Genomic DNA, 273 nt, shown 5'->3' with positions numbered 1-273 from the left:
AGCAGCGCGAGCGTCCACAGCAGCGGCGAGGCGCTGGCCAGCCAGCCCCACAGCAGCGCGCTCAGCAGGGCGGCCGGCTCCAGGCTGCGGCGCAGATTGTCGACAATCTTCCATCGCGACAGCGCGCTCAGCCCGCTTTGCGCCTGGCCTTGCAGCCCGGTGCGCGACCACGGCAGCAGCCAGGGCAGCAGTTGCCAATCACCCCGTATCCAGCGGTGGCGGCGCTTCACATCGGCGCTGTAGCGTGCCGGGTAGGCCTCGAACAATTGCACG

General features: G+C 70.0%; 1 protein-coding gene. It reads right to left on the bottom strand.

Features of this window, described 5'->3' with window-relative positions; all coding sequences use genetic code 11:
* Positions 1 to 273 (bottom strand): hypothetical protein (locus tag SB772_RS41060; protein WP_410838658.1); only part of this gene is annotated, 273 nt, incomplete at both ends.

The organism is Paraburkholderia sp. SIMBA_030 (genome assembly GCF_046535245.1).
In the GTDB taxonomy this organism is placed as follows: domain Bacteria; phylum Pseudomonadota; class Gammaproteobacteria; order Burkholderiales; family Burkholderiaceae; genus Paraburkholderia.
The sequence above is the reverse complement of the archived record's forward strand: the minus strand, read 5'-3'. Positions and strand labels throughout refer to the sequence as shown.